The following is a 25,308-nucleotide window of genomic DNA, read 5'->3' on the forward strand; positions in this document are numbered from 1 at the left end:
CGTTGGCCTGCTCGCGGTTCGGTGCGGCCGGGACGCGGTGAGCCAATGGCACAGCCTTGAAGGCACCGGTTGAGCCAAGGGGTGAGTAGATGGTGAGATGGGTCTGTCGATGGCGCTGCGGATTCCCGCGGCGCCTTTTTCATGTGGGCATGTCGGGCACGTCGTGGAAGGGCGGGGAAGCAGTGCTGAAGAGGATGTTCGTGGCTCCGGATCCGGGGCGGGTGCGGTTGCGCTTCGCCTCACGGGCCGTCCTCGGCATCGGCCTGGCGGTGGCGGTGTGCGGTCTGACCGGGCACTCGCTCATGGCGGCGATCATCGGCGGCCTCGCCGCCCTCCTGGCTCTGTTCACCGTGACCGACGCGACGGTGCGGGCGCAGGCGGCCACCACCGTGCTGCTGCCGGTCGTCGGGTTCCCGGTCCTCGCGCTGGCCGCCGGTCTGCACGACGTTCCCGTGGCGCGGGACATCGCGTTCCTCGCCGTGATGGGCGTCGGGGTCTACGCGCGGCGGTGGGGGCCGCGCGGGCACTCGCTCGGTGTCTTCGCGTTCATGACCTTCTTCATCACGCAGTTCCTGCACGCGGAGTGGAAGCAGCTGCCCGAGCTCTACGCCGCCGTGCTGCTCTCCCTCCTCGCGTCCTCGGCCGTGCGTTTCGGCCTGTGGTGCTACGAGCGTCGGCTGCCGACCGCGGCCCCGCCGGTTCCGCCGGCCGGCAGGGGCCTGGCGCGGGCGACGACCCGGCAGGCGGTCCAGGCCACGCTCGGCGGCGCGTTCGCGCTCTCGCTGGGCCAGGTGGTCTCCGGTGAGCGGTGGTACTGGGCCGTGGGCGCCACCTGGTGGGTCTTCGTGAACACCACCTCGCGCGGCGAGACGCTCGTACGGGGCTTCCGACGGCTGCTCGGCACGCTGATCGGGATCGGCGCCGGGTTCGTGCTCGTCGTGCCGCTGAACGGCGCGGCCGTGCCCAGCGGCGCGCTCGTCGCGATCAGCGTCTTCGGCATCTTCTTCACGGCCGCCGTGTCGTACACGTGGATGATGCTCTCGGTGACGGTCCTGGCCAGCTCCCTGTACGGACTCATCGGGGTGCTGACCGGGGATCTGCTCGTGCTGCGGCTGGTGGAGACCGGCGTCGGCGCTCTGGGCGCGGTGCTCGCGGTGCTCCTCGTCCTGCCCGTCACGACCCACGCCACGACCCACGGCTGGATCGAGCGCGCGCTGCGCTGCGTGCACGCCTGCACCGCGGAGGCCGCCGCGCGGCTCGCCGGGTCGGCCGACGCCGACCCCGCCCACCGGGTCACCGAGCTCGAAGCGCTTCTGGGGCGGGTACGTCTGTCCGTGGCGCCGCTCGTGCATCCGCTCTGCCCGCTGCGCGCCCGCAAGCGGCGCGCCCTCCAGGTCCTCGCGCTGCTCGACGCCTGCGCGCACGAGGTGCGCGGGCTGGCCTCCGTCGCGGGCGACCCGGAGGCCAGCCATGACGCCCGCCTGGCCGCCGCGTGCTGGCGCGTCGAGGCGGCCGTCGAGGCCCTGACGGCGCCGGATGCGGCGGCGTCCCGCCCGGCGGGGGCTCCCCAGGAGCTGCCGCAGGCCGCCGTCGCGGAACCCGCCCTCGCTCACCTGCACAGCTTGGAAAAAGCGCTGGCCGCTCTCGCCACGCCTCTCCGGGGCACGGGGCGCGCGCCGCTGATCGGCGCCTGACCGGTTTGACGAGGTGTGGCGGGGACGGCCGGCGCGCTCCCGGGGATCACTCTTGGGGATCACCCCTTGGGGGTCACTCTCGGTACGGGCCTGGCAGGGGCCGCCGTACCGGCGGCGTCTCGCGCAGAGGACTGGCAGGCCGTACCAGCGCCCGACAGCACCCCGCCCCCCGCGCAGCTGCGCTCCGGACGGCCTGGCCCACCGGGACGGCACCGCCTGGAGGCGGGTGGAGGCGGGCTTCACCCTCGGGGCGCTGTTGGGGGACGCGGGTGACCGGCGGGGCCGCGCCGCCCGGGTCTCCGGCTGGAACCACCAGGACCCGGCCCGCAGCACCTGTCTGCACCGGGACGGTGACGGCTGGACGGTCGTACGGGGCCCCGCGGGCACGGCACCGGGGCCCTACCTCAACGACGTGACGGCTGTTCCGGGGAGCTCGGGCTTCGGGTCGGCGGGGATGACGCCGTATCGCCGCCCCCGCCGACCGGGGCCTCCACGGCACGCCTCGGCGGCTGACGGCCGACCGGGAGCCGCAGGTGACGCCACCTGCCCTCGGGACGAGGCGTCCGCGCGCGCTATTTGTTCTCCTTGTTCGGGTCCCGGAAGCGGCCGAACGCCTTCGTGAGGGCGCCCAGCGGTGATGAGCCCTCCGTCTTGGCCGGGCCGGGTGCCTGCGGGAGGGGTGCGGCGCCGCCCGCCGTCTCCGCGAGCGCGGCCTGCGCCGCCTCGGCCGCTTCCCGGTACAGGTCACGGGATGTCGTCATGGCGTCGAGCGCCTCGGCGTACCTCGTGACCATGGACTGGGCGTGGGCCAGCTCCTCGTCCGGGGTGAGCAGGTGCCAGCCCTGGCGCAGGCGCGTCAGGGCCCGCTCGGCGTCGGCGGGCAGGGGCCGGGGCAGGGCGGCGAACTGCGCGATCCTGTCGAGGAGTTCGGTCGGTTCCGAGCCGTCCAGGAAGACGCTGCGCACCGTGAAGCGCTCCGCGTCGTACTCCGGTCCCTGCGGCGCCGTGGGCAGGACCACCGCGCCGCCGCGCGGCATCCGCACGCCCAGCTCCCGCTTCATCGCGAAGTCGGCGATCTGCGCCTGCTCGGGTGTGCCCCGGTGTTCGACCACCCGGTGCCGCAGACTCGGCGGCAGGAACACCGAGACCGGCTGCTGCCCGCGCGCGTCCGGGGTCATCGCCTCGTGCACGACGACGTGGATGAACCAGCTCTGCCGGGTGCAGTCCCGCAGCCGGTGGCGCAGCTCGTCGTCGTCCTTCGGCAGGTGGTTCGTCGCTCGCAGGCGCAGGTCCTCCACCGTGTCGTGGTCCCAGGCGACCCGGTCGCTGTCGGGCCAGAACATGGTGGCGGGCGACGGCCAGTGCGCGTCCCACGCCTGCTCCGCCTCGGCGGCCAGGACCCAGACGACGCCCTCGCCGTCCTTGCGGCGCGTCTCGGGGTCGTACGTGGTGAGCTGGGCGCGGACCGTGACGTCGTCGGCCACGTGCCAGCGGGCCTCGAACAGGCGGCGGGCCGAGGGGCCGGGGTCGGCGGTCTCGTCACGCGGGTGGAGGACGGTGGAGCGGGCCGCCTCGACGGGGTCGAGGTCCAGGTAGTCGTCGAGCACCCCGGCCGCCTTGAGGGCGATCAGGTTGCGCCGGACGTCCTGTTCGGGCTCGGGCCCGAGGTGGCGCCCGCGCCCCAGCCACGCGGTGTGGGGGACGGTGGTCGAGGAGGTGCTGTTCTTGGCCATGGAATCGTTCTGTGGGTGGTCAGGGCCCGACCAGTATGGTCCGTGGGGCCGCCGGGCGAAGCGGGAACCCCGTGAACGGCCCCAGGGAGGTGGGCCGCGGCCGGCCCTGGACGAAGCCGTGGCCGGCCCTGGACGAAGCCTCGGCCGGCCCTGGACGCGCGGGAAACCGGGCACCTCCCCTTTCGTCCCACGCCCCCGAACCCGCTCGGGACACGCTCCGGCGCCCTCCGGTCGTGCGCTGCCCGGTTCCTCGCGCAGGATGGAGGGATACACGCCGCCGGCCGCGCAGCCCCCGGGCGCGGCCAGGAGGGAGTGGGCGCGATGGGAACAGGCGAACCGTTGCGGAACGACGGGGTGAACCAAGGGGTGAACGACGGAGTGACGGACCCCTCGGCGACCCTGCCTCCGGGCGGCCTGCTCGATTTGCTCAGCGTGTCGGCCGTGGTGCTGGACAGCGGCGGGCGCATCGTCTTCTGGAGCCCGCAGGCGGACGACGTCTTCGGGTACTCCGCCGAGGAGGCGCTCGGCCAGTACGCGGCCCGGCTGCTGGTCCACGAGGAGCACCGCGGTCTGGTCGCCAAGCTGTTCACCGAGGTGATGGGCACCGGGGCGAGCTGGGCCGGGGCGTTCCCCGTGCGGCACAAGGACGGCAGCACGCGTGTGGTGGAGTTCCGCAACATGCGGCTGCTGGACGACCTGGGCGACGTCTACGCCCTGGGGATCGCCGCCGATCAGTCCACGTTGCAGCAGGTGGAGACGGGCCTCGCGCTGTCCGAGCGGCTCGTGTACCAGTCCCCCATCGGTCTCGCGCTCCTCGACACCGACCTGCGTTATCTCCTGGTCAACCCCGCCCTCGAACGGATCAACGGGATTCCGGCCGCCGAGCACATCGGCCGCAGGCCGCGCGACATCCTGCCGTTCCTCGACGTGGACCGCATCGAGTCGGCGCTGCGGCAGGTGCTGAGCACCGGCACACCCATCACCGACGACTACGTCGTGGGCCGCACCCCGGCGTCGCCGGGCACCGATCGCGCGTGGTCAGTGTCGTACTACCGACTGGAGGGGCCGACGGGGCGGGTGATGGGGGTCGCCAACTCCGTCATCGACGTCTCGGAACGCCACCGGTCCGAGACCCAGGCGGAGCGGGCCCGCCGCCATCTGACACTGATCGCCACGGCGTCCGGCCGTATCGGCACCAGCCTGGACGTGGTGCAGACCGCGAACGAACTGGCGGAGGTCGCCGTCCCGGAGCTGGCCGACATGGCCGCGGTGGACGTGCTCGACTCCGTGCTGGCCTTCCGCCGCCCCACGGAGTCCGTGGAGGGCGCGAAGGTGTTCCGCGCGCTCGCCGTGGCCTCGGCCTACCCGTCCGAGGCGACCGTGGCCATGGACCAGGTCGGTGACGTCGCCGAGTACGGCGCCGACCGGCTGGTCACCCGGTGCGTGCGCACGGGGCAGCCCGTGCTCGTGACGCACGCCGGACCCGAGGACCTCCAGCGGATCGCCCGCGACCCGGAGGCGGCGCGGACCCTGGCCCGCGCCGGTGTGCACTCCTACGTCGCCGTACCGCTGATCGCGCACAACGAGATCCTCGGCGCCTTCGACCTGCTGCGCGCGCGCAATCAGCGGCCCTTCGACGAGGACGACGTACTCCTCGCCAAGGAGCTGGCCGCCCGGGCCGCCGTGGCCATCGACAACGCGCGCCGGCACGAGAGCATCCGCAACTCCGCCGTCACCCTCCAGCGCAGTCTCCTGCCCAAGACACCGCCGCGTCTCGCGGGCCTGGACGTCGCCTCGCACTACCGGCCCGCCGAGGCGTCCAGCGAGGTCGGCGGCGACTGGTACGACATCATCCCGCTGGACGGCGACAGGACGGCGCTGGTCATCGGCGACGTCATGGGGAACGGAATCGACGCGGCCGCCGCCATGGGGCGTCTGCGCGCGGCGACCAGCGCCTTCGCCGACCTCGACCTGGAGCCCGACGAGGTCCTGCGACACCTCGACAAGATCGCCCGGAGCCTTGAGCACTACATCGCCACCTGCGCCTACGCCATCTACGCCCCGCACGAGCGGATGTGCCGCATCTCCAACGCCGGGCACCTGCCGCCCGTCCTCGCCCGCAGCGGCCGCCGCCCCGAGCTCCTCGACCTGCCGACCGGGGCGCCGCTCGGCGTCGGCGGCGTCCCGTTCAGCACGATCAGCTTCGAACTGAACCCGGGCGACCGGCTCCTCCTCTACACCGACGGCCTCGTCGAGACCCGGCACCACCCCATCGACGAGCGTCTGGAGGCCCTCCTGCTCCTGCTCGACGAGCCGCGCCGGCCGCTGGGCGAGACCTGTGAATGGCTGCTGTCGTCCCTGAGGCACTCCGACGACCACGACGACGTCGCGCTCCTGATCGCCGAAGCCCGGCCCCTGGACCCGCCCGACACCCGGTAAAGGAACCCCGGTGAAGGCGGCGGCGCTACTTGCTCAGAGCACCGAACCTCCGTACCGCCAGCGGCAGGAAGACGCCGACGAGTAGCAGCGGCCACACCACCGCGAGCAGCCCGGCATGCTCCGCCGCCCACGAAGTGCCCCTCACCCCGGGGTCGTTGCCGAAGAGGTCCCGCACCGCCGTGGCCGTCGCCGACATCGGGTTCCACTCGACCGCGGCGCCCAGCCAGCCCGGCATGTTCTCCGGCACCGTGAACGCGTTGGAGAGGAAGCCGACCGGCCAGACCAGGATCTGCACGGCCGCCACCAGCTCCGGTCTGCCCGCGACCATGGCGAGGTGGATGCCGAGCCACAGCATCGCGAAGCGCAGCAGCATCAGCACGCCGATCGCGCCGAGCACCGCGCCGAGGGAGCCGTGCCAGCGCCAGCCGATGGCGAGGCCCACACCCGTCATCACGACCAGCGAGGCGAACGACTGGAGCATGTCGGCCACCGAACGGCCCACCAGGACCGCGCCGTTGGTCATCGGCAGGGAGCGGAAGCGGTCCACGACACCCTTGTTGAGGTCGGTGGTGACCGCGACCATCGTGGCGTCAAGGCCGAACGCCATGGTCAGCGCGAACATGCCGGGCACGAGGAACTCGGCGTAGTCACCCGCGATGCCCTTGCCGCCGCCGATCAGGTAGTTGAACATCAGGAGCAGCATCACGGGGAAGACGAGCCCGACGAGGAACTGCACGGGTTGCCGCGCCCAGTGCGCGAGTTCGCGGCGGGTCATGGTCCAGGAGTCGATCAGCGCCCAGCCGATCAGCGAGCCACCCGAAACGGTCACCGTCACACTCGCCGCGCTCACCGCCGTGCTCTGTGGTGTCACCGTCGCCCTCATACGGCCTCCTTCGCCCATGCCGCCGATCCCGCCGATCCCGCCGTTCCCGGCCCGTCCGCCCCGTCCGCCCCCTCCTCCGTACGTCCTGTCAGGCGCAGGAACACCTCGTCGAGCGTCGGCCTGCGCAGAGCGATGTCCTCCGCCTCGATGCCCTCCTCCCGCAACGCCCGTACGACACCGGCGAGGGCGTCCATGCGGTCGGTGACGGGGACGCTGACGAGTCGGCGGTCGGCGTCGACGGTCACGTCGCCCGCGTCGCCCGGCAGGAGCCGCGCGGCCGGCACCAGGTGGGCGCTGTCGCGCACCACGACATCGATCCGGTCACCGCCGGTCCGCGCCTTCAGGTCGTCCGGCGTGCCGTCCGCGATGACCCGGCCGCGGTCCACCAGGGAGATCCGGTCGGCCAGTTGATCGGCCTCCTCCAGGTACTGCGTGGTCAGGAGCACCGTCGTGCCGCCGCCGACCAGGGAGCGCACCGCCTCCCACACCTCCGCCCGGCCACGCGGATCCAGGCCTGTCGTCGGCTCGTCCAGGAAGAGCACCTCCGGTTCCGTCAGGAGCGACGCCGCGAGGTCGAGGCGGCGCCGCATGCCGCCGCTGTACCGCTTGACCGCCTTGCGGCCCGTGTCGGCGAGGCCGAAACGGGCCAGGAGTTCGTCGGCCCGCACACGTGCCCGCCGGGCGCCCAGGTGGTGCAGGCGGCCGAACATCTCCAGGTTCTGCCGGCCGCTGAGTTCCTCGTCGACCGCCGCGTGCTGACCGAGCAGACCGATCCTGCGGCGCACCCCGTCGACGTCGCGCCGCGCGTCGCGTCCGGCGACCTCCACCTGACCCTCGTCCGCCCGGAGCAGCGTCGACATGATGCGTACCGCGGTGGTCTTGCCCGCGCCGTTCGGGCCGAGCACGCCGTGCACCGTCCCGCGCGCGGCCACCAGGTCGAGCCCGTCGAGGGCCGCTTTGTCTCCGTACCGCTTCCGCACACCCGCGAGGACGATCGCGTTCTCCATTCGTCTCCCTCCACGCACATCTCCACCCCGACCATGTAGTCAAGCTTGACTAGGAGGAGGGACGGTAAACCGGGGAGGGGTTATTAGTCAAACTTGATCACTCATTTCTTCGGCCCAGGCCTTCGACTCAGGCGTTCGGCTACGGGTGCAGCGCCGCCCACGTGTTGGGGCCGACGAAGCCGTCGGCGGTCAGACCGACGCTCTGCTGGAAGTTCTTGACCGCGGCCAGGGTGGCGTCACCGAAGATCTTGTCCATGACGATGTTCTTGTAGCCGTACACCTTGTTCAGGACACACTGGAGGTGCCCGACCGCGTCGTTCGCGTGACCCTTGCCGAGTTCGGGGTGGGTACCGGTGTAGGGGCAGTGGCGCCACTCCCCATTGGTGGCCTGCCTGATCTGCACGTCGGCGGCGGCCGTCCCGCCGTCCTTCGCTGACGGGCTGGCCCCGGCGAGCGCCACGGCGGGCCCGGCCAGCAGCGCGCAGCCGAGCAGCGCGGCGGCGAGTGTACGGACACGAATACGTCGGCTGGATCGTGAAGTCACGGTGGACCTTCTCCCGAACAGTGGTGGACGTACGTGGATTTACGTGGACCTGCATGGATGTAAGTGGGCGTACGTGGAAAGGAGCAGGGCGGATCAGAACCAGGGGCAGCGGGGCAGCCCGGGGTAGGGGTGCTTCTGGGTCTGCACGACCTTGGCCGGCACCATGCCCCAGCCCTTGATGCCGGGCAGGCTCACGACTTCGTCGCTCTGCGTGTAGTACCAGACCTTGTTCCCGTCGGGGGCGGCGTCGCCCTCGGTCCAGCACACGAACCAGCTGGGCGAGAACTTGAGGCGGCCGGTGACCGGCGCGTTGAAGGCGGGGCGGCCGAACGCGTCGGAGGCGAGGTTGTCGCAGTACAGGTCCAGGCTGAAGTAGTTGCCCAGCGTGTCCTTGTGCGGCTGGTTCTGCCGCAGCGAGCAGGTGGCCGTCGCGTCGGCGTAACCGGCGCGGGGCGCGGCGGGGCCGGCCTGGGCGGCGGTCGGGGCCAGTGCCGCGGTCAGGGCCAGGCTCAGCGCGGCGCCCGCGAGGGCCGCGCGGCGCTTTCCGTGGGGCGAGGTGGGACGCATGCTCGTACTCCATCCAGAGGTCCGGAGGGTCGGCGGTGTCAGTCGCTCATGACCAGGTGCACTGCTTCAGGCCCGGTACCGGGTGCGTGGCCGAGGAGAGTTCGGCGGCCGGGAGGTAGCCCCAGCCCTTGGCCGTCCTGCTGCCGGAGACCGTGTCGCCCTGCGTGTAGTACCAGATGTCCCCGCCCTGGTACGGGCTTCCGCGCTTCCAGCAGACGAACCAGCTGGGCGAGAAGTCGATCTGGCCGTTCACCATGCTGTCGGTGGTGGACTGCACCCGGATCGAGCCGGTGTTGTGCGAGCACACGACGTCGCCGAGGAAGTGCATTCCGGTCCAGTCGGTGTGCCGGGCGTCGGCCCGCGTCTGACAGGTCGCGGCGGTGGCCTGCGCGGACGCCGTGAACTGCGCGGACGCCGTGGACGGGGCGGACGCCGTGGCCTGCGAGGCCGGGGAGACGGTCATGGCGGCGGCGCAGACGAGGGCACCGGCGAGGGCCGCCCGTTTCCCGTCCCCGCGCCGGTTCCGGTTCCCGCTTCTGTTCCGATCGCGTGCGCGTCTTCTGACGGCCATGTCTGCTGTCCCCCCAGCGGCTCGGGTCCGTGTCGTTGGCTTGGGTCCGGGTCGTTCGCTCGGGTCCGTGTCGTCTTGCTTCGGGTGGCTCGATCGGTTCTCTGCGGCTCCGATCGTGCCGAGCGGCGCTGACATGACTCTGACGCCGCCGGGCCGGCCGTGCCATCGTGGGACCGGCCGGCCCGGACCAGCCTCCCGGTCATGGTGACGGCGGCCGTGGCGGACGGCGTCGGGATGAGGAGCGTAGGCATGCGCGGCACAACGGTCTTGCCCGGCAAGGGGAACAACGGCGAGCCCGCCGGGGAGGGCATGCCCATGCACCGCCTGGAAGTGCCGATGCCCAACGCGCTGCCGTTCGCCATCGGCACGTTCGACACGATCGGGCCGATGTCGCGCGCGTCCTTCCCGCACCGGCACACCTTCCACGAGATCGTCCACGTCACGGGCGGCACCGGCAGCCACGTCGTCGACCTGACGGGCTTCGCGCTGCGGCCGCCCAACCTGGGCTTCATCGCTCCCGGCCAGGTCCACCACTGGGAAGGCGTCACGGGCCTGGAGGGCCGCGTCATCCTCTTCACCGACGACTTCCTCCTGGACCACCCCGCCGACCGCGAGGTCCTGCGGGGGCTCACGCGACGCTCGTGGCTCGACCTGTCCGGCGAGGCGGCGGAGTGGACGGCGCGCCTCGTCGCCGAGCTGGACGGCGAGTACCGCACGGGTGCGCAGGGGTTCCAGAGCGTGCTGCGGGCCCTGCTGCACGTCCTGGTGGTGCGGGCCGCGCGGCTGCCCGCGCACCAGCCGGTGGCCGCGCCGCCGCGGTCGCGGCCCGGCTCGGTGGCGGCGGAGTTCGTGACGCTGCTCGCGACCCCGGAGGGCGCGCCGCCGTCGGTGCGGACCTGCGCGGAGCGTCTGGGCGTCTCGGTCAGCTATCTCAGCGAGGCGGTGAAGGCGTCCACCGGCCGCACGCCCGGCGAGCTGATCCGGCAGGCCCGGGTGCACGAGGCCAAACGCCTGCTGCTGCGCACGGAGTTGTCGGTACGTCAGATCGCCGGGCGGGTCGGGTTCGGGGACCCGGCGTACTTCTGCCGCTTCTTCCGCCGGGAGACCGGGGCCAGCCCCGGGGACTTCCGCCGCGGCGGTGGCGATATTCACCACGACCACCGGCTCCCGTCCATCGCCCGGCTCCGCTCCCCCGCATAGCTTCTTAGCCGATCCGGAACCCACCCCACCCTTCAGGAGGAGCGATGGACGACGAGATCGGCACCGGCCCAGGCGCCGGGGACGGCATCCGCGACGACGCCGAGGGCGGCAGTGGCGGCGGGGCCGGGCGGCCGCGCGGGAAGGGGCCCAGCCGTAAGGCCGTCCTGCGGGCCGCCGCCGCGGTCGGCATGGCCGTCCCGGTGAGCCTGATGGGCGTGCCGGCGCTGGCCCGGTCCGCCCGCGAGCGGGGCGAGGCGCCGGCGCTGACCCCGACCTGCGACGACGGCGACGACCCGACGCCGCCGCAGATGGAAGGGCCGTACTTCAAGCCCAACTCCCCGCGCCGCACCTCGCTGATCCAGGCGGGCACACCTGGGGTGCGGCTCACCGTCACCGGGTACGTCTTCGGGCGTGCCTGCCGTGCGATACCGCAGGTCCTGCTGGACTTCTGGCAGGCCGACACCTATGGGACGTACGACAACGTGGGGTTCCGTTTCCGCGGGCACCAGTTCACGGACGCGTCCGGCGCCTTCCGGCTCACCACGGTCGTGCCGGGTCTCTACCCCGGGCGCACCCGCCATCTGCACGTCAAGGTGCAGGCTCCGGGGCGGCCGGTGCTCACAACCCAGCTGTACTTCCCCGGTGAGCCGCGCAACAACACGGACCCGATCTTCGACGCCCGGCTGCTCATGAACGTACGTACCGTCGGAAACGCGAAGGAGGCCGACTTCGACTTCGTGCTGAACGTGCCGCAGTAGCCGCCCGGTACGACGCACGCCCCCGTACAACCTTCCCGCACGGTCGAAGGTCACATGACCGGCCGGGTGTGAACCAGCGGGTGATCCGCAGTGAACGGCGGGGAACCATCGGTGGTCTCACGTCCCGAGCCGCTCAACCGGACCTTGACCAAGGGAAGTCGTATGTCGCGCGCCCGTCGCACCGTTCGCCTCACCATGCCCGTGATCGCCGCCTCCTTGCTGGTGGGCGGCGGCCTCTCCGCCCTCACTCTCGGGCAGGGCACCGCCCGTGCCGCCGCTCCCGCCGCCGACGCCGGGCGCGCGGGGGCCGCGGCGAAGACGACGGACGACTTCAACGGCGACGGGTACGGCGACCTGGCCGTCGGCGCCCCGGGCGGTACGGTCTCCGGCCAGGCCAAGGCCGGGTATGTGGTGGTGACGTACGGGTCGAAGGACGGCCTCGACCCGGCCCGCAAGAAGGTCATCAGCCGCACCACGAGCGGGGTGCCCGGCGCGGCCACCGCGAAGCAGGAGTTCGGCAGGTCGTTCACCAAGGGCGACCTGGACCGCGACGGCTACACCGACCTGGTCATCGGCGTCGACAGCAGGAGTTCGGCCGCGGGCGCGGTGGTCCTGTGGGGCTCCGCGTCCGGCCTGACCGGCGGCACCAAGATCGCCGCCTACGGCTTCGCGCCGCAGGCCGGTGACTTCGACGGCGACGGCATCACCGACCTCGCCCTGTTCGCCGGGGCGGGGTCCTACGGAGACGACCCGGTCGGCCAGCAGGCCCGCCTCTGGAAGGGCCCCATCGCGCGGACCGGCACGCCGGCCAAGACCCTGGACTTCATGGACAAGTCGCAGTGGTGGGACTACGACAGCGAGCAGCGCCCCGACCCGACCTGCGCCGACCGGGACTGCGTCGACGGCCCCGGCTCCGTGCAGGGCCCGGTCGTCCCCAAGGCCGTCGGTGACGTCAACGGCGACGGCCGCGCCGACATCGCCATGAACGACTACTACGGTGACGGCGAGTGGGACAACAGCGTCCTGTACGGCACCCCGACCGGCTTCAAGCGCGGCCGGGCGACGGGCTCGGGCGGGGAGCTGGGCATCGGCGACGTCAACGGCGACCACTACGACGACCTGGTGGTCGGCGACGACGAATACGAGTCGGGGGTCGTGGTCGCCTTCGGCTCGGCCGACGGCCTCACGGCTGAGACGCAGAAGTTCAACCAGGACCTGCCGGGCGTGCCCGGCGCCGAGGAGAGCGGGGACCGCTTCGGCAGCGCGATCGCCGTCGGCGATGTGACGGGTGACGGATACGCCGATATCGCGGTCGGTGTCCTCGGCGAGGACGTCGGCACCGTCGCCAACGCGGGTGCGGTCGTCCTGGTGCGCGGCAGTGCCGCCGGTGCGACCGGCACCGGGGCCCAGGTCTTCCACCAGAACACGCCGGACGTGCCGGGCGTCGCCGAGCAGGACGACACGTTCGGGGCCGCCGCCGCGCTGCTCGACGTCACCGGTGACGGGCACACCGACCTCGCCGCTTCCTCGGTCCGGGAGAACGCCCAGGCCGGCGCGGTGTGGTCGCTGCGCGGCACGTCCACGGGCCTGACCGCCACGGGCTCCGTCGCCTTCGGTCCCAAGGACGTCGCGGCTCCGAACGCGTCGGCGTTGTTCGGCGGCTTCCTGCGCTGACCCGCAGGCGGTGGGGGCGGTGGCGGCCCGGCCCGAGACCTCCCCTGTGGGTCTCGGGCCGGGCCGCGGTTCTTGTGGGCGGCCGGCTCGTGGGCGGTCAGACCGGGCGGGTCAGCTCCCAGGTGTCGACGGCGAAGTCGAGGGCCATGCCGTGCCGCTCGTAGAGCGCGAGGGCGCCGCTGCTGTTGTCCGTGTCGACGCCGAGGCCGATCCGGTCGCGGCCCAGCGCGGCGTAGTGCCCGAAGGCGTGGCGCAGGAGATGACTGCCGAGGCCACGGCCGCGGGCCTCGGCCAGGACGCCGACAGCGCCGATCCAGGCCATCGACGCGCGGTGGTTGTGGGTGCGCAGCACGGCCGCGTCGCCCAGGTCCTCGACGCGGGCGATCCAGATCAGTGACCAGTCGACGCGCTCGGCGTCGATGTCGTCGAGCCACTGCGTGTACGTGCGCGGCTGGAAGTCGAAGTGCTCGGCGAAGCTTTCCTGTAGCAGCCGGTGGGCGCGCCGCCGGTCCTCCTCCTGCGAGCAGTCCCGCAGTGTGACGCCGTCCGGCGCCTTCGGCAAGTGGTCTACCACTGGGTCGAGGTGACGGTCCATCACGTGGTGCCGGCGTACGGGCCGCCAGCCCCGGTCGCGCAGTGCCGGCAGGTCCATGGTGGGCGTGATGTTGAGGTGCAGGTGGAGCACCGCGCGGGTGGCTCCGTTGGCCGCGGCGCGCTGCGCGGCGCGGTCCTCCATCAGGCCGAAGAGGTGCAGGGCGCCTTCCGTCAGGCCGGGGAGGACATAGTGGTCGACGTCGATCCGCTCGCCGCCCGACTCGTCCCACAGCAGGGCGTACCCGACGAGCCGCTCACCTTCGAACAACAGCCAGGAGTCCCGCTCCAGGTCCACGTCGGGGTGGTTCAAGCCGGCCTGGACTTCTGCGATTTCGGTGTCCGCGCGGCCGATCTCCAGCAGATCGATCTCATTGAGCAGCGCGCACACCGCCGCCGCGTCGCCGAGCGTCGCGGCCCGCACCGTCAGGCCGGGCGGCGGGGTGTGAGACGTGGTCATGGGCTCAACTCTCCGATGCGGCACCCGTCGCCCGCAACGGACTTTTTCCGGCGTGCGCCCCGGCGGCCTGCCGGAGGTGCGGGCCGAGCCCGCCCCCGCCGACCCGATGACGGCCACCCTGCTCGCCCTCGCCACCGGCCTCACGGCCGCGCTGGGGGCGGCGCTCGGCTGGTCGCTGTTCCGGCCGGTACGGCGCCCGGCACCGGCGGCGGAGTGCGTCCGGTGGCGGACCGTTCTCGGCGGCGCCGTCCTGGTCGCGGGTCTCCTGCTCCTCGCGGGGTCTGTCGTGTACGTACTGCCCCGGCAGGTCACGGGGTGGGCCTGGCGCAGATCCTGCTCTTCGCCCCGGACGTGGGGCGACTTCTCGTTGCCGGCGCCGTGCTCGCCACGCTGCTCGCGGTGGTGCGCGGCGTCCACACCGTCCGGACCCTGCGGGCCGCCGCGGCACGTGCGTGAGCGGTCGTGCGAGGCGTCGGGGCGCGCGGGCCCGCCGAGGTCTACGGGCCCACCGACGTCTGTGCTCTACGGGCTCTACGGGCCGTCAGGCCAGCACCGCCCGCACCGTCTTGCCGCCCCGCCGTACGGTCACGACCTCCACGCGGTGGGCGAGTTGACGGACCAGGGCCAGGCCTCGGCCGCTCTCCCGTTCGCTGCTCGGCCTGCGTACGCGGGGGCGGACCGGGCTCGTGTCGTGGACCTCCACGGTCACCCGGTCGCCGGAGACCTCCACGCGCAGGCGGCAGCCGCCCCGCGCGTGCTGGACGGCGTTGGAGACCAGCTCGGAGACGACCAGGGCGGCGTCGTCCACGCGCTCGGCGGTCACCTCGTTCTTACGGCGGTGGGGCCTGACCAGAAACGCGCAGGTCAGCCTCCGTGCCCGCCCCGCGGAAGCGGCCTCCTGCGGCAATGCGTACTCGACCCGTGCGGTGGGCCTATGGGCGCGCTGCTGCGCACGCATGGCAACTCACATCCCCTCCCTGGACAACCGGCACACCCGCGACCACTGTCGCCACCGGGGCCGCGGCGTGTCTTGCGCGACCGGTCCTGCCCCACGGTGATGCCCCCTCGGGCCGATCGCCAACCCGCCCGTCCAGCAAGTCGTACGGCAGACGTCGGATGCGGCACGGGAGAACTGCCCCGAAAGGCCGCCCCATGCCCCAGGAGCCCCGCCCCTTCAAGGACTACCAGGACGAGATCTACCTGGACGGCCCGCGCGGCGTCACCCCCACGTTTCCCATGACGTACGCCGGTTGAGGGGCACGCGCGCACGCCGCGCTGCCGTCGTCGGTCCTCTCGTACGTGGCGGGCGGCGTGCGGGACGAGCGGACGCAGGACGCCCACGTCAGGGCGTTCGACCGTTGAGGGCTGATCCCCCGGGTGTCCGTCGGCGCCAAGCGGCGCGACCTGTCCGTGGACCTGTTCGGCATGACCCTGCCCTCTCCCCTGTTCATGGCGCCCATCGGGGACCTCGGCATCTGTACGCAGGACGGGCACGGCGACCTCGCGGCCGCGCGGGCGGCGGCGCGGACCGGGGTGCCGATGATGGCTCCGACCACGGCGGCCGCCAGGCCAACGGAGGACTGCCCGCGCTGGACGTCCTGCCCGCGGTCGTCGAGGCCGCCGACGGCCTGCCCGTCCTGTTCGGCTCGGGGGTGCGCGGCGGCGCGCACCTCGTCAAGGCGCCGGCGCTCGGCGCCACCGCCCTCGGCGTGGGCCGCCCGTACGTCTACGGGCTCGGCATGGGCGGGACCGACGGCGTCACGCACGTCCTGCGCTCCCTGCCCGCCGAGGCCGGCCTGCTGATGGCCGTGGACGGTAACCCGACGCTCGCGGACCTCACGCCGGAGGCGCTCCAGCGGGTGTTGCAGCCGCCCCCCACCCCCTCACTGGACACTTTTACGTTCCGTGTGAGACATTAGTGTCTCATTCGAACTTGGAGTGTTCCATCATGACCCCGCAGCGTGATTCACGACGCTGGGCCGTCCTCGCGATCCTCTCCGGCAGCCTGCTGCTGATCGCCATGGACACCACGATCCTGAACGTCGCCTTCCCGTCCCTCGTCGCCGATCTGCGGCCCAGCTCCGTACAGCAGCTGTGGATCATCGATGTCTACGCCCTCGTGCTGTCCGGACTCCTGGTCACCGCGGGCGCCCTCGGCGACCGGTGGGGACGCAAGCGACTGCTGATCATCGGCTTCGGCGTCTTCGCCCTCGCCTCGCTGCTCGCCGTCTTCGCGACCGCCCCCTGGCAGGTCATCGCCGCCCGCGCGCTCCTCGGCGCCGGTGGCGCGGCGATCATGCCCGCCACCCTGTCGATCCTGCGGCACGTCTTCACCGACGCCCGGGAGCGCGCCCTCGCCTACGCGGTGTGGTCCGCCGTTTTCGGTGGCGGCATGGCGCTCGGCCCGGTCGTCGGCGGTCTCCTCGTGGAGCACGACGGCTGGCACTCCGCGTTCCTGATCAACATCCCCGTCGCCCTGGTCGTCATCGCGCTCGGCCTGTGGATCCTGCCCGAGTCGCACCAGCCCCGGGAGGGCCGCTGGGACTGGTGGGGCGTCGGTCAGTCCGTGCTCGGCATGCTCGCCCTGGCGGGCGGCATCAAGCAGCTCGGCAAGGGCGGCCCGGCCGACCCCGTGGCCTGGACCCTGCTCGTCGTGGCCGCGGTGACGCTCACCCTCTTCGTCCGCCGCCAGCTGCGGCTGGAGCACCCGCTGCTCCAGGTACGGCTCTTCGCCTCCCGGCCGTTCGCCATCGCCGCGGCCTCGATCTTCCTCGGCATGATCGCGATGGGCTCGGCCCTGTTCCTCATCACCCAGTGGTTCCAGTACGGGCAGGGCTACACGCCCCTGGAGGCGGGCGTCCACCTGCTGCCCGCGCCACTGGGCCTGGTCCTGACGTCGCTGGTCACCCCGGCGCTGATGCACCGGCTGCCGATCCGGCACGTCATGGGCGGCGGTCTGCTGCTGATGACGGCGGGCCTCGCCCTGCCGTGGCTGCTCCAGTTGTCGGCGCCGCTCGGCTACGGCGAGATCGCCGTCGCGCTGGCCGTGCTCGGCTGTGGCGTGGGCATCGCGACGACCGCCGCGTCCGTGACGCTGATGGCCGCCACTCCGGCCGAGCACGTCAGCGGTGCCGCGGCCGTCGAGGAGACCTGCTACGAACTCGGCGCCGCGATGGGCGTGGCCGTCCTCGGCAGCGTCGCCACGGCCCTGTACCGCGTGAACCTGCCCGACCTCGGCCTCTCGGGCGACACCGCCTCGGCCGCGAGCGACTCGATCGGCGAGGCCGCGCACGTGGCGCACGAGCTGACCGGATCGGCCGGCAGCACCCTGCTGTCGAAGGCCGGCGATGCGTTCACCTCCGGGATGACGCCGACGTTCCTGATGGCGGCGGCGCTGCCGCTTGCCGCCGCGGCGCTCACCTGGGCGAAGATCCCTAAGGGCCTGCGCCCGACGGAGGACGCGCACTGAGCCACGCGTCCACCGGCGGCCGCATGCCCTTCAGTGAGGGCGCCGTGGCGGCCGTCGTCGTGGAGTGCAGCTGCCGCCCGGCGCGTTCGGCACCGGAGGGACCGGGCACACGGACGCGACGAACACGAACAAGCGCCAGGTCTGGGTGACCGAAGTGGCGCCCCAGGCCCGAGCGGCTACAGTCACCAGCGATCGGCACCGCTCACCTGGGAGAACCTCGCACCATGGCCGTCGACGAACTCGACACCCGCATCCTGCGGCTGCTCCTCGAACAGCCGCGCACCAGCCTGCGTGAGTACGCGCGCGTCCTCGGCATCGCCCGCGGCACGCTCCAGGCGCGGCTCGACCGCATGGAGCGGGACGGCGTGATCACGGGCACGGGACCGTTCCTCTCCCCCGCCGCCCTCGGTCACCCCGTGCTGGCCTTCGTCCACATCGAGGTGACGCAGGGGTACCTGGACGAGGTGGGCGACGCGCTCGCGGCCGTACCCGAGATCATCGAGGCGCACTCGATCACGGGCGGCGGCGACCTGCTGACGCGCGTCGCCGCCCGCGACAACGGCCACCTGGAGGACGTCATCCAGCAGCTGATCAAGCTGCCGGGTGTCGTCCGCACCCGTACCGAGATGGCGCTGCGCGAGCGGGTGCCGCACCGCCTGCTCCCGCTCGTCGAGTCCGTCGGCAGGTCGACCACCGAACAAGGGTGACCTGGCCGTTTGACATGCTGGAGGGCATGAGCACCTTCGGCAGGACCTCGGTCGTCTTCGACCTGGACGGCACACTCGTGGACAGCGAGCCCAACTACTACGAAGCCTCGCGGGCGCTGCTCGCCGACCGCACGGGCCGGGAGTACACCTGGGCCGACAACGAACAGTACGTCGGCATCAGTTCCGTCGAGACGCTCGCGCTGTGGAAGGCGGAGTACGGCATCGAGGCGTCGGCGGCGGAGCTCCTCGCCGACCTCGACCGCCGCTATCTGGCGCTGGCGCGCGCGAACACACCGGTCTACCCGGAGATGCGCAAGCTCGTCGAGCGGCTGCACGAGGCGGGCGTGCCCATGGCCGTGGCGTCCGGGTCCTCCCGCGCGGCCATCGAGGCGATCCTGACCGGCACGGGCCTGGCCGCCCAGCTGACCACGCTCGTCTCCGCCGAGGAGGTGCCGCGCGGCAAGCCCGCCCCGGACGTGTTCCTGGCGGCGGCCGCCCTGCTGGACGCGGACCCCGCGGACTGCGTGGTCTTCGAGGACGCGGCACCGGGCGCGGAGGCCGCGCGGGCGGCCGGAATGCGGTGCGTAGCCATCCCTTACATACCGGCTCACGCCACCCACGAGGCCTTCACCCACGCAGACCTCCTGTTCCCCGGCGGCCACACCGAGTTCACCGCACAGGCAGCACTGGAACTCCTGGCGAGCTAGGGACAGAGGGGGGCCGAGGGCGGGCGTGGCCCGTTCAAGGGCGCGGGGAAGTGCGCGACCAGCCCCATACGGCCCGCAGGGAAAATTCGGTCCCTCTGCTCAGGCTGCCCCCGCCACCCGCTCAGGAGTAAGCAGCTCAGCCAACCGCTCCGGCGGCAACAACCCCTTCTCCAGCACCAGTTCGGCCACACCGCGCCCCGTGGCCAACGCCTCCCGCGCGATCTCCGTGGCGGCCGTGTACCCGATGTGCGGGTTGAGCGCGGTGACCAGCCCGATGGACGTCTCCACGGAGTGGCGCAGCACCTCCGTGTTGGCGGTGATGCCCTCCACGCAGCGTTCGGCGAGCGTCAGGCAGGCCGCGCGCAGCGAGGTGATGCTCTTCGCCAGCGAGTGCAGGATGATCGGCTCGAAGGCGTTGAGCTGGAGCTGGCCCGCCTCGGCGGCCATGGTGATGGTGACGTCGTTGCCGATGACCTCGAAGCAGACCTGGTTGACGACCTCGGGGATCACCGGGTTGACCTTGCCCGGCATGATGCTCGAACCGGCCTGCACGGGTGGCAGGTTGATCTCGTTGAGCCCGGCGCGGGGGCCGGACGACAGCAGCCGCAGGTCGTTGCAGCTCTTCGAGAGCTTGACGGCGATCCGCTTCAGGACGCCCGACAGGTGCACGAAGGCACCGCAGTCCTGCGTCGCCTCGACGAGGTTGGCGGCCGTCACCAGCGGCATGCCGGTGATCTCGGCGAGGTGGCGGCGGGCCGTCTCGGCGTATCCGGCGGGGGCGTTGAGCCCGGTGCCGATGGCGGTGGCGCCGAGGTTGATCTCGTGGATCAGCTCGACGGCCTCGGCGAGCCGCATGCGGTCCTCGTCGAGCATCACGGCGTACGCGGAGAACTCCTGGCCGAGCGTCATCGGCACCGCGTCCTGGAGCTGCGTACGCCCCATTTTCAGGACGTCGCGGAACTCCAGCGCCTTCGCCGCGAACGCGTCCTGCACGACCGCCATGGCGCGCAGCAAGCCATGCACCGCGCTGATCGTCGCGACCTTCACGGCGGTCGGGTAGACGTCGTTGGTGGACTGGCTGAGGTTGACGTCCTCGTTGGGGTGCAGGTGCTCGTACGCGCCCTTGGGGTGCCCGAGGAGCTCCAGAGCCCGGTTGGCGACGACCTCGTTGGCGTTCATGTTGGTGGAGGTGCCCGCGCCGCCCTGAATGACGTCGACGACGAACTGGTCGTGCAGGCGCCCCGCGCGGATCTCCCGGCAGGCGGCGGCGATCGCGTCGGCCTTGGCTTTCGGGAGCAGCCCCAGCTCCTCGTTGGCGCGCGCGGCGGCTTCTTTCACGGCGGCGAGGGCGTCGATGAGCTGCGGGTACACGGAGATGGGGATGCCCGTGATGGGGAAGTTCTCCGTGGCGCGCAGGGAGTGGATGCCCCAGTAGGCGTCGGCGGGGACGTCGCGGTCACCGAGCAGGTCGTGTTCGCGGCGCGTGGCGGGGGCGGGGGCCGGGGCGGCGGTCATGGTGCTGTTCTTTTCAGTCGTACGGGGGGAAGTCGAACGCCCCTCAAGGGGCGTGGGGCAGTGACATGTGCGGCTTCCGCCGCGCGGGCGCGACCAGCCACAAACCGGCCCGCAGGCACATACGCTCAGGCAGCCACCGCAGCCGCAGCCGCAGCCCCAGCCCCAGCCCCAGCCCTGGCCAGGTCCCCCGCCGCACCGACAATCCGCCGCAGAATCTCCGACCGCTCCCCCCGGCCGGAGGCCGCGAGCAGCGCCGCGAGCACTGCCGTACGCGCCTGACCGGCGCGCAACGTACCGGTGAGGACCGCTCCGGCGGCCGCGAGGTCGACGGCTCCGCCGTGCGTGTAGATCTCGGTGACGGGGCCCGCGGGGACGCGGCTGGTGAGGGCGACGAGCACGCCCCGCTCGACGGCACCGCGGACGGCGGTGACGAACTCGGGTGTCGCGTTGCCCGCTCCGGTGGCGACGAGCACGATGCCCTGCGCGCCTGCCCGGACCGCCGCCTCCAGGAGCAGCGGGTCGGCGTCGACGTGGTGCATGACCATGTCGACGCGCGGCAGGACCGCGCCGGCCGCGGGCAGCGGCAGCGGCTCGGGGCGCTCCGGGCGGTGCAGGATCGAGACCTTGCCGAAGCCGACCTTGCCGACACGCGGCCCGGAGGGGTCGGCGAAGGCGTCGGCGGCGAGGGTGTGCGTCTTCACGGTGCCGCGCGCGGCGTGCACCTTGCCGTCGAAGACGATCAGCACCCCGAGGTCCCGCACGGTCGCGGCGGTGAGCAGCGCGTCGTACAGGTTGCCGGGTCCGTCGCCGTCCTCGGCGCCGAGGGGCTTCTGGGCGCCGGTGAGCACCACCGGGCGGGAGTCGACGTGGTGCAGGTCGAGCAGGAGGGCGGTCTCCTCCAGGGTGTCCGTGCCGTGGGTGACGACGATGCCGTCGACGCCGGGGTCGGCGAGCACCTCGTGCACGGTGCGCAGCAGGGTGAGCTGCTGGGCGGAGGTCAGCCGCGGGCTGTTCACGTTGAACAGGTCGATGACCTCGGAGGTGATGCCGTGGGGTATCGCGGCCGTGGCGAGCACCTCGCGCCCGGGGGCGTCGGCGGCGAAGCCGGTGCCCTGCCAGCGGCTGGCGATGGTGCCGCCGGTGCTGATGACGACGATCCGTCGCGCCTGTGCTTCCACGTGTGCGTCCCTCCCAGGAATACCGAAGACCGAGAGCCCTCCGAGCGGCGGGCAGCCTCGGCGCAACAATAGTTCGAACACCGCGCAATGTGTTTGCCTGTATTCGTTCACTCAGGCGCATTTCGGGGTGGATAATTGCTCCATGGACGAGATCGATCGGCAAATCTTGCGCGAGCTTCAGAAGGACGGTCGCCTCACCAACCAGGAGCTGGCCCAGCGGGTCGGCCTGAGCGCGTCGCCGTGCATGCGGCGGGTGCGTCAGCTGGAGCTGGACGGCGTGATCCAGGGGTACCGCGCGGTCGTGGACCCCGAGGCGGTCGGCCGCGGCTTCGAGGTGCTGGTCTCCATCGAGGTGCGGCGCGACCGCGAGACGGTCGAGGCGTTCGAGGCGGCGCTCCAGGACATCCCGGACGTCATCGAGGCGTACCGCCTGTTCGGCAGCCCAGGCTGCCTGCTGCGCATCGCCGTGGCGGACCTCGCCGCGTACGAGCGCCTGTGGATCGAGCGGCTCACGGCGCTGGCGGGGGTCACGGAGGTCAACTCGCAGATCATCATGAAGCGGATCAAGGAACCCGAGGGCCTGCCGGTGGGCGGCTGACCAAGGACAGCGTCGATACCCCGCCTCCCTTGGTACAGACCTATTGACGCCAGGTCCGGTCCTTCCTACTGTGACGCTTCGCACCACGCACGCCTCCTCGCCCCCTCGCAGTCAAGGAGCACAGCGTGATCGGTCGGACGTTACGCCTGCTGGGGGCCGCCCTGGCCCTCGCCTGTGCCGCACAACTGCCGGCCGCCGCGGCGGCCCCCTCCGCGCCCCCGGCCGACACGTGCGCGGTCAAGTCGAAGCCCGCGGGGAAGGTGCTCCAGGGCTACTGGGAGAACTGGGACGGCGCGGCCAACGGCGTCCACCCGCCCTTCGGCTGGACCCCGATCACCGACTCGCGCATCCGTGAGCACGGCTACAACGTGATCAACGCGGCCTTCCCCGTGATCCGTTCCGACGGCACCGTCCTGTGGGAGGACGGCATGGACGCGACGGTGAAAGTCGCGACGCCCGCCGAGATGTGCGAGGCCAAGGCGGCCGGCGCGACGATCCTGATGTCCATCGGCGGCGCGACGGCCGGGATCGACCTCAGCTCCAGCAGGGTCGCCGACCGCTTCGTCGAGACGATCGTGCCGATCCTCAAGAAGTACAACTTCGACGGCATCGACATCGACATCGAGACCGGCCTCGTGGGCAGCGGCAACATCAACCAGCTCTCGCCGTCCCAGTCCAACCTGATCCGCATCATCGACGGGGTCCTCGCGCGGATGCCCGCGAACTTCGGCCTGACCATGGCCCCCGAGACGGCCTACGTCACCGGCGGCAGCGTCGTCTACGGCTCGATCTGGGGCGCGTACCTCCCCATCATCAAGAAGTACGCGGACAACGGCCGCCTGTGGTGGCTCAACATGCAGTACTACAACGGCAGCATGTACGGCTGCTCCGGCGACTCCTACTCCGCGGGTACCGTCCAGGGCTTCACCGCGCAGACGGACTGCCTCAACAAGGGTCTGGTCATCCAGGGCACCACGATCAAGGTCCCTTACGACAAACAGGTCCCGGGCCTCCCGGCCCAACCCGGCGCGGGCGGCGGCTACATGTCCCCGGCCCTGGTGACCCAGGCGTGGAACACGTACAGCGGCGGCCTGAAGGGCCTCATGACGTGGTCGATCAACTGGGACGGTTCGAAGGGGTGGACGTTCGGGGACAACTTCAAGCGGTTGACGCGGAGTTGAGCAGGCCCTGGGGCCCTGTGCCGAGCGGCGCGGCCACCCCGGCCACGGCCCGCCGTGCGGCCTCGGCCAGCGAACGCCGGTCGGTGCCGGTGAGCGGGTCGTGGACCGTGACCCGCACGGCCAGTCCGGACGCGGCCGCCACCCTGCGCAGCGAGGCGGTGAAGTCCTCCTCGCCGAGGAAGGCGGCCGCGGCGCTGGGAGCGCCGCCCTGCCGGTAGGCGACCGTCACCGGGCGCACGGTCGCGCCCGCGTCCACCGCCGCCTGGAAAGCGGCCCGCCGGAAGTCGCCGCCCGCGGCGGAGCACCACGTCGTCGCCTGGGGAAAGACGAGAACGGACGTACCGCCCCGCAGGTCCCGCGCCAACTCGGCCACCGCGTGGGGGAGTCGGCGCGGGCTGCCGTCCCTGTCGATGAACCGTGTCCCCGCCCGCCGGGCCAGCGTGCCCACGAGCGGCCACCGGCCCACCTCGCGCTTGGCGAGCACGCTCACCGGCTCGACCGCGAGCAGGGCGACGACGTCGAGCCAGGAGATGTGGTTGGCCACGACGAGGGTGCCCGCGCCGCCGCCCCCCGCGCTCAGCCGTGCGGCGCGCGCCACCTCCAGGCGCACCCCGAGCGCGCCGAGCACCGCGCGCGCCTCGCCCCGCAGGATCCGGGGCTCGGCGAGCCGGCCGCCCCGCACCATGGCCCGGGTCAGTGTGTACGCCAACGCGGTGTACCGGCGGGCGAGTTCACCCGGCGGCACGCGCGGGTCCGGCTCCGCGACGCAGCTCGCGGGACAGCCGCGGTCGACCGCCCAAGGGCTCCTCACGCGTTTGCCCCGAGGAAGTAGCGGCGGTGGCGCGCGCTGAGCCGCTCGGTGTCGAGGAGTACGAAGAAGTCGGCGACGTCGAACCGCGGATCGTGGGCGGGGGCTCCGCACATCCACGCGCCGAGGCGGAGGTAACCGCGCAGCAGGGGTGGCAGGTCGGCGTAGGTGGGGCGCTCCGGGGCGGCACCCGTGGGGGTCCAGGGGAGCCGGGGGTGCACGCGCAGCTCCGGCGGCGCGGCGTGCTTGGCGGTGCCGAGCAGCCAGGCGCTGGACGCGGCCCGCCCGCCGTCGGCCAGCGGCACGGAGGCGCAGCCCGCCAGGTGGCGGTGGCCGGAGAGCAGGACGTAGCGGGCGAGCGCCGACCACATGAGGTTGATGACGGCACCGGAGCGGTGGTCGGGGTGGACGCAGGAGCGGCCCGCCTCCACGGTGGAGGACCGCAGGGCGCTGAGGGCACGCAGGTCGAACTCGCCCTCGGAGTAGGAGCGTTCGGCACGGCCGGGAGGCAGCAGCCGGTAGGTGCCGACGACCTCACCGGTCGCGGTGTCGGTGACGATCAGGTGGTCGGCGAGGTCGTCGTAGGCGTCGATGTCGTGGCCGGGCAGAGGTGTGTCGAGCGCCGCGCCCATCTCCTCACCGAAGACGCGGTGACGCAGGCGCTGGGCGGCCCTGATCTGTTCGGTGGTGTCCGCGATGGAAGTGACGTATGAGCTGGTGACCGTCGGAACGAGGGATGTCGGGGGCATGACGCTTCCGTTCTCGGTTCGGTGGGGAGGGAGGGTCGCGGGGAGGGAGGGTCGCGGGGAGGGAGTGTCGAGGGGAGGGAGTGTCGAGGGGAGGGAGTGGAGGTAGGGGGACGGGGGCGCCGCGTGGCGGACCGCTCGCGTCGGTGGGCGCCGCGGCACGTTCAGCACGGTGACGGCACCGGCTGAACTTCGCGCTTCAGGCGCGCGTCGGCCGTGCGTCGGGCGCGCGTCCAGAACGGGCGGTGGGCCTCACCTCCGGCCCGGCCTCTTGCGGC

The 25,308-nt window shown here is 72.4% G+C and carries 22 protein-coding genes and 2 pseudogenes; 12 read left to right on the top strand and 12 right to left on the bottom strand.

Going from position 1 to position 25,308, the window contains the following annotated elements; all coding sequences use genetic code 11:
• The first annotated feature begins 182 nt into the window (after nucleotides 1–182).
• Complete coding sequence (locus ACOBQB_RS14840) at nucleotides 183–1,694, top strand: FUSC family protein (RefSeq protein WP_423598480.1); 1,512 nt, start codon at nucleotides 183–185, stop codon at nucleotides 1,692–1,694.
• A gap of 572 nt (nucleotides 1,695–2,266) precedes the next feature.
• On the opposite strand, the gene ACOBQB_RS14845 is transcribed toward ACOBQB_RS14840, so the two are convergent.
• Entirely contained in the window at nucleotides 2,267–3,427 is a 1,161-nt protein-coding gene (locus ACOBQB_RS14845) for a hypothetical protein (RefSeq protein WP_423592136.1), read from the bottom strand.
• A gap of 321 nt (nucleotides 3,428–3,748) precedes the next feature.
• Between ACOBQB_RS14845 and ACOBQB_RS14850 the strand changes: the two genes are divergently transcribed.
• The gene (locus ACOBQB_RS14850) at nucleotides 3,749–5,866 is read left to right on the top strand and encodes a SpoIIE family protein phosphatase (RefSeq protein WP_423592138.1); all 2,118 of its coding nucleotides are present in this window, start codon (nucleotides 3,749–3,751) and stop codon (nucleotides 5,864–5,866) included.
• Nucleotides 5,867–5,891: 25 nt separating this feature from the next.
• Here ACOBQB_RS14850 and ACOBQB_RS14855 read toward each other — a convergent pair whose 3' ends face one another.
• From ACOBQB_RS14855 to ACOBQB_RS14875, 5 genes are all read right to left on the bottom strand, one after another.
• The gene (locus tag ACOBQB_RS14855; RefSeq protein ID WP_423598482.1) at nucleotides 5,892–6,641 is read right to left on the bottom strand and encodes an ABC transporter permease; all 750 of its coding nucleotides are present in this window, start codon (nucleotides 6,639–6,641) and stop codon (nucleotides 5,892–5,894) included.
• Between the two features lie 104 nt (nucleotides 6,642–6,745).
• Nucleotides 6,746–7,756 carry an ATP-binding cassette domain-containing protein gene (locus ACOBQB_RS14860; protein WP_423592139.1) on the bottom strand — a complete coding sequence of 337 codons (1,011 nt, stop codon included), beginning with the start codon at nucleotides 7,754–7,756 and terminating at the stop codon, nucleotides 6,746–6,748.
• 139 nt (nucleotides 7,757–7,895) lie between these two features.
• Nucleotides 7,896–8,300, bottom strand: coding sequence for a peptidoglycan-binding domain-containing protein (locus ACOBQB_RS14865; RefSeq protein WP_423592140.1), 405 nt, complete (start codon nucleotides 8,298–8,300; stop codon nucleotides 7,896–7,898).
• Nucleotides 8,301–8,393: 93 nt separating this feature from the next.
• The gene (locus tag ACOBQB_RS14870) at nucleotides 8,394–8,867 is read right to left on the bottom strand and encodes a hypothetical protein (RefSeq protein ID WP_423592142.1); all 474 of its coding nucleotides are present in this window, start codon (nucleotides 8,865–8,867) and stop codon (nucleotides 8,394–8,396) included.
• 46 nt (nucleotides 8,868–8,913) lie between these two features.
• On the bottom strand, nucleotides 8,914–9,330 hold the full coding sequence (locus ACOBQB_RS14875; protein ID WP_423592143.1) for a hypothetical protein: 417 nt from the start codon (nucleotides 9,328–9,330) through the stop codon (nucleotides 8,914–8,916).
• A gap of 357 nt (nucleotides 9,331–9,687) precedes the next feature.
• Between ACOBQB_RS14875 and ACOBQB_RS14880 the strand changes: the two genes are divergently transcribed.
• From ACOBQB_RS14880 to ACOBQB_RS14890, 3 genes and pseudogenes are all read left to right on the top strand, one after another.
• Nucleotides 9,688–10,638, top strand: a complete 951-nt coding sequence (locus ACOBQB_RS14880; RefSeq protein ID WP_423592144.1) for an AraC family transcriptional regulator — start codon at nucleotides 9,688–9,690, stop codon at nucleotides 10,636–10,638.
• A gap of 188 nt (nucleotides 10,639–10,826) precedes the next feature.
• Nucleotides 10,827–11,393 (top strand): annotated as a pseudogene (locus ACOBQB_RS14885) (dioxygenase); the annotation flags it as partial.
• A 165-nt stretch (nucleotides 11,394–11,558) separates the two neighbouring features.
• Nucleotides 11,559–13,070, top strand: coding sequence for a hypothetical protein (locus ACOBQB_RS14890; protein ID WP_423592146.1), 1,512 nt, complete (start codon nucleotides 11,559–11,561; stop codon nucleotides 13,068–13,070).
• A 97-nt stretch (nucleotides 13,071–13,167) separates the two neighbouring features.
• Here the strand turns inward: ACOBQB_RS14890 and ACOBQB_RS14895 are convergent, their stop codons facing one another.
• Nucleotides 13,168–14,121, bottom strand: coding sequence for a GNAT family N-acetyltransferase (locus ACOBQB_RS14895; protein WP_423592147.1), 954 nt, complete (start codon nucleotides 14,119–14,121; stop codon nucleotides 13,168–13,170).
• Nucleotides 14,122–14,436: 315 nt separating this feature from the next.
• Between ACOBQB_RS14895 and ACOBQB_RS14900 the strand changes: the two genes are divergently transcribed.
• Nucleotides 14,437–14,577, top strand: a complete 141-nt coding sequence (locus tag ACOBQB_RS14900; RefSeq protein ID WP_423592149.1) for a hypothetical protein — start codon at nucleotides 14,437–14,439, stop codon at nucleotides 14,575–14,577.
• 85 nt (nucleotides 14,578–14,662) lie between these two features.
• Here ACOBQB_RS14900 and ACOBQB_RS14905 read toward each other — a convergent pair whose 3' ends face one another.
• On the bottom strand, nucleotides 14,663–15,079 hold the full coding sequence (locus tag ACOBQB_RS14905) for an ATP-binding protein (protein ID WP_423592151.1): 417 nt from the start codon (nucleotides 15,077–15,079) through the stop codon (nucleotides 14,663–14,665).
• Between the two features lie 589 nt (nucleotides 15,080–15,668).
• Between ACOBQB_RS14905 and ACOBQB_RS14910 the strand changes: the two are divergent.
• The 4 genes and pseudogenes from ACOBQB_RS14910 to ACOBQB_RS14925 form a co-directional block, all read left to right on the top strand.
• Nucleotides 15,669–16,040 (top strand): annotated as a pseudogene (locus ACOBQB_RS14910) (alpha-hydroxy-acid oxidizing protein); the annotation flags it as partial.
• Nucleotides 16,041–16,069: 29 nt separating this feature from the next.
• Nucleotides 16,070–17,590 carry an MFS transporter gene (locus ACOBQB_RS14915; protein WP_423592152.1) on the top strand — a complete coding sequence of 507 codons (1,521 nt, stop codon included), beginning with the start codon at nucleotides 16,070–16,072 and terminating at the stop codon, nucleotides 17,588–17,590.
• A gap of 224 nt (nucleotides 17,591–17,814) precedes the next feature.
• Nucleotides 17,815–18,297 carry an Lrp/AsnC family transcriptional regulator gene (locus ACOBQB_RS14920; RefSeq protein WP_423592154.1) on the top strand — a complete coding sequence of 161 codons (483 nt, stop codon included), beginning with the start codon at nucleotides 17,815–17,817 and terminating at the stop codon, nucleotides 18,295–18,297.
• A 26-nt stretch (nucleotides 18,298–18,323) separates the two neighbouring features.
• Nucleotides 18,324–19,004: an HAD family hydrolase gene (locus tag ACOBQB_RS14925; protein WP_423592156.1), complete on the top strand. Its 681-nt coding sequence runs from the start codon at nucleotides 18,324–18,326 to the stop codon at nucleotides 19,002–19,004.
• 99 nt (nucleotides 19,005–19,103) lie between these two features.
• Here ACOBQB_RS14925 and aspA read toward each other — a convergent pair whose 3' ends face one another.
• Both aspA and ACOBQB_RS14935 read right to left on the bottom strand, forming a co-directional pair.
• Complete coding sequence (gene aspA / locus ACOBQB_RS14930) at nucleotides 19,104–20,519, bottom strand: aspartate ammonia-lyase (RefSeq protein ID WP_423592158.1); 1,416 nt, start codon at nucleotides 20,517–20,519, stop codon at nucleotides 19,104–19,106.
• Nucleotides 20,520–20,644: 125 nt separating this feature from the next.
• Nucleotides 20,645–21,697, bottom strand: coding sequence for an asparaginase (locus ACOBQB_RS14935; protein ID WP_423592160.1), 1,053 nt, complete (start codon nucleotides 21,695–21,697; stop codon nucleotides 20,645–20,647).
• 142 nt (nucleotides 21,698–21,839) lie between these two features.
• Between ACOBQB_RS14935 and ACOBQB_RS14940 the strand changes: the two genes are divergently transcribed.
• Both ACOBQB_RS14940 and ACOBQB_RS14945 read left to right on the top strand, forming a co-directional pair.
• On the top strand, nucleotides 21,840–22,295 hold the full coding sequence (locus ACOBQB_RS14940; protein ID WP_423592162.1) for an Lrp/AsnC family transcriptional regulator: 456 nt from the start codon (nucleotides 21,840–21,842) through the stop codon (nucleotides 22,293–22,295).
• 185 nt (nucleotides 22,296–22,480) lie between these two features.
• Complete coding sequence (locus ACOBQB_RS14945; protein ID WP_423598484.1) at nucleotides 22,481–23,476, top strand: chitinase; 996 nt, start codon at nucleotides 22,481–22,483, stop codon at nucleotides 23,474–23,476.
• Here ACOBQB_RS14945 and ACOBQB_RS14950 read toward each other — a convergent pair.
• Nucleotides 23,454–24,287: a lysophospholipid acyltransferase family protein gene (locus ACOBQB_RS14950; RefSeq protein WP_423592164.1), complete on the bottom strand. Its 834-nt coding sequence runs from the start codon at nucleotides 24,285–24,287 to the stop codon at nucleotides 23,454–23,456. The two genes, ACOBQB_RS14945 and ACOBQB_RS14950, sit on opposite strands and share 23 nt — an antisense overlap.
• Nucleotides 24,284–25,033 carry a GNAT family N-acetyltransferase gene (locus tag ACOBQB_RS14955; RefSeq protein WP_423592166.1) on the bottom strand — a complete coding sequence of 250 codons (750 nt, stop codon included), beginning with the start codon at nucleotides 25,031–25,033 and terminating at the stop codon, nucleotides 24,284–24,286. Before ACOBQB_RS14955 ends, ACOBQB_RS14950 begins: the two co-directional genes overlap by 4 nt.
• Nucleotides 25,034–25,308: the final 275 nt, after the last annotated feature.

The sequence above is a fragment of the Streptomyces sp. G5(2025) genome, from assembly GCF_049542075.1.
GTDB lineage: Bacteria > Actinomycetota > Actinomycetes > Streptomycetales > Streptomycetaceae > Streptomyces.

Coding starts and splice junctions, on each gene's coding strand:
- ACOBQB_RS14870 (WP_423592142.1), bottom strand. CDS start 8,867: ATGCGTCCCACCTCGCCCCACGGAAAGCGCCGCGCGGCCCTCGCGGGC.
- ACOBQB_RS14925 (WP_423592156.1), top strand. CDS start 18,324: ATGAGCACCTTCGGCAGGACCTCGGTCGTCTTCGACCTGGACGGCACA.
- ACOBQB_RS14955 (WP_423592166.1), bottom strand. CDS start 25,033: ATGCCCCCGACATCCCTCGTTCCGACGGTCACCAGCTCATACGTCACT.
- ACOBQB_RS14915 (WP_423592152.1), top strand. CDS start 16,070: ATGACCCCGCAGCGTGATTCACGACGCTGGGCCGTCCTCGCGATCCTC.
- ACOBQB_RS14855 (WP_423598482.1), bottom strand. CDS start 6,641: ATGACCCGCCGCGAACTCGCGCACTGGGCGCGGCAACCCGTGCAGTTC.
- ACOBQB_RS14905 (WP_423592151.1), bottom strand. CDS start 15,079: ATGCGTGCGCAGCAGCGCGCCCATAGGCCCACCGCACGGGTCGAGTAC.
- ACOBQB_RS14920 (WP_423592154.1), top strand. CDS start 17,815: ATGGCCGTCGACGAACTCGACACCCGCATCCTGCGGCTGCTCCTCGAA.
- ACOBQB_RS14860 (WP_423592139.1), bottom strand. CDS start 7,756: ATGGAGAACGCGATCGTCCTCGCGGGTGTGCGGAAGCGGTACGGAGAC.
- ACOBQB_RS14895 (WP_423592147.1), bottom strand. CDS start 14,121: ATGACCACGTCTCACACCCCGCCGCCCGGCCTGACGGTGCGGGCCGCG.
- aspA (WP_423592158.1), bottom strand. CDS start 20,519: ATGACCGCCGCCCCGGCCCCCGCCCCCGCCACGCGCCGCGAACACGAC.
- ACOBQB_RS14850 (WP_423592138.1), top strand. CDS start 3,749: ATGGGAACAGGCGAACCGTTGCGGAACGACGGGGTGAACCAAGGGGTG.
- ACOBQB_RS14940 (WP_423592162.1), top strand. CDS start 21,840: ATGGACGAGATCGATCGGCAAATCTTGCGCGAGCTTCAGAAGGACGGT.
- ACOBQB_RS14875 (WP_423592143.1), bottom strand. CDS start 9,330: ATGACCGTCTCCCCGGCCTCGCAGGCCACGGCGTCCGCCCCGTCCACG.
- ACOBQB_RS14890 (WP_423592146.1), top strand. CDS start 11,559: ATGTCGCGCGCCCGTCGCACCGTTCGCCTCACCATGCCCGTGATCGCC.
- ACOBQB_RS14845 (WP_423592136.1), bottom strand. CDS start 3,427: ATGGCCAAGAACAGCACCTCCTCGACCACCGTCCCCCACACCGCGTGG.
- ACOBQB_RS14880 (WP_423592144.1), top strand. CDS start 9,688: ATGCGCGGCACAACGGTCTTGCCCGGCAAGGGGAACAACGGCGAGCCC.